The sequence below is a fragment of the Candidatus Limnocylindria bacterium genome (assembly GCA_036523395.1).
In the GTDB taxonomy this organism is placed as follows: Bacteria; Chloroflexota; Limnocylindria; order P2-11E; family P2-11E; genus CF-39.
On the sequence record DATDEH010000107.1, the window covers coordinates 1 to 1,840 of the forward strand.

4 protein-coding genes are annotated in these 1,840 nt (G+C 65.0%); 2 read left to right on the forward strand and 2 right to left on the reverse strand.

Annotated elements, in window-relative coordinates; all coding sequences use genetic code 11:
* Both VI056_13500 and VI056_13505 read left to right on the forward strand, forming a co-directional pair.
* Positions 1-283 (forward strand): metalloregulator ArsR/SmtB family transcription factor (locus tag VI056_13500; GenBank protein ID HEY6204041.1); only part of this gene is annotated, 283 nt, incomplete at its 5' end.
* A gap of 92 nt (positions 284-375) precedes the next feature.
* A complete protein-coding gene (locus VI056_13505; protein ID HEY6204042.1) occupies positions 376-795 on the forward strand; it encodes a hypothetical protein in 420 nt (139 codons plus the stop codon).
* Positions 796-918: 123 nt separating this feature from the next.
* Here VI056_13505 and VI056_13510 read toward each other — a convergent pair whose 3' ends face one another.
* Positions 919-1,392: a superinfection immunity protein gene (locus tag VI056_13510; protein ID HEY6204043.1), complete on the reverse strand. Its 474-nt coding sequence runs from the start codon at positions 1,390-1,392 to the stop codon at positions 919-921.
* Between the two features lie 177 nt (positions 1,393-1,569).
* The coding region (locus VI056_13515; GenBank protein ID HEY6204044.1) for a hypothetical protein at positions 1,570-1,840 on the reverse strand (271 nt) is incomplete at its 5' end.

The window sequence follows — 1,840 nt, forward strand, 5'->3', positions numbered from 1 at the left end:
GGAGCCGACGCGCCTGGCCATCGTCCAGCAGCTGGCGTCGGACGGCGAGGTCTGCGCCTGCGACTTCACGGACTGCTGCGGCGTGAGCCAGCCGACGGTCTCGCATCACCTCAAGGTGCTCCGCGAGGCAGGCGTCGTGACCTGCGAGCGCCGCGGAACGTGGATCTATTACCGGCTCGACCCGAAGACCGCGGCTCGTATCGCGAAGCTCGGCCACCTGCTCACGGCCGGCGCGACGCGCGAGCCCAAGAAAGTGACTCCGAAGCTGCTGGTCCGCGCATGAGGTCCTTTGGCTGAGCTCACGCTCCGCCTTCACGGACTGGCCTGAAGCACCACGCTCGGGTCGACTTCAGTGGCGATCTGCTCAAGCTATCGATGCGCAGCGAACGTGCTCTTGGGGTAGCGATCTCAGCGCTGAACGAGCTCGGCTATGGCGCCGAGCGTGCGAGCGCCGCTGAGGTTGAAGCGATAACCGTCTGGTACGACACAACTTCGGTCGGAGATCTATCGCGAGTTGAAGCCGGAGTGATCGCCGACCGCATCGTTCCGCCGTTCGCCAAGGCTCGGAAGCTATCGCCCGGCGCGACCGCACGCGTGCGAACCGCAGTGGTGGATGCGCTGCACGACTGCTTCATCAGTAACGCCCTCGCGAGCAGGTCGAGCCTTGGGGCGTTTCGCCTGTCCTGTGAGCGCGCTGTGGAGGGCGCCGTTCTTCAGATCGTTGGTCCAGAACCGGCCCATGCGCTGGCCACGCTACTGAACATCGATATGAGCGAGGAGCACCGCGGGCGCTAGAAGAGCGTCGTCTTCGCCACCATCGTGTAGACGAGCGCCAAGGTGATGAGTCCAAGCGCGCCAATAGACGCGGTGAGCCCACGCGCTCGACTCAGCGCTGCGAGGGCCGTGGATCTGCATTTCTCAAGGCGTGCGGAGAGAAGCCTTGCCAAAGTCCCCATAGATCCGGCCGCGACCTGCCAGCCACAACGCGATGAACCAGCCTCCGATCGAGAGGCCGAGGAGGAGATTGATGAGAGCCACCGGCCAGACCGGCATCCGTCGGCGGAACACCGCCACGATCGTCGGTAGCCAGTACACGGACCATAGGCCGATCCAGAACGCCATTGCCAAAGGCCGCTCGTGGCTCGTAAAGGAGAGGAGGGAGACGGTCACGTCCTTCGCCACGAGCGCGGCCGCTGCGCCCACAAGGATGCCGAGCGCAACGAAGACAAACCACGGGTGCGTGAATGAGGGAGGCGGACGAAGAGTGGTGGAGGAATCGACCCAGTTGGGATAAGGGAGTCCACATTTCGCGCAGAAGGCCAGCCCGTCCTCGCGCCGTGGCGACCCGCAGTTCTCGCAGGGCGGCCCCTTCTTGCTGTCCTCATCGGACACGAGGTCGATTCTATTAGCGCACCATCCCAGGCGACTCGGTAACAGGCCAACGAGCTGACCGCGTCCCAGAAGGATCGGTGACGCGCTCGCGAGCGGGTCGAGCCTCGGGCCGTTCCGCCTGTCCTGTGAACGCGCGGTGGACATCAGCGAGGACCATCGCGGAAACCCCGGCCCAGCCTAAGACGCTTGGTCGAACCGACCGCGCACGACAGCGCGGCTGGGATCGACCGGGTCGAACAGGATGCCGACCACCGTGCCGTGACTTGAACGCGGCGAAAACATGAACGACCCGACCTGATGCTCGTAGCGTCGTCCGCCGAACTCGAACTCGTAACTTCCCCACCACCAGTCGCTGTCGCCTTGCGGCTCGGCTTCACGCGCCAGCAGCCCCTGGGCGAAAACACCGCGTGCGCCCAGTATCCGGAGCAGCATCACCTTGCGGACGATG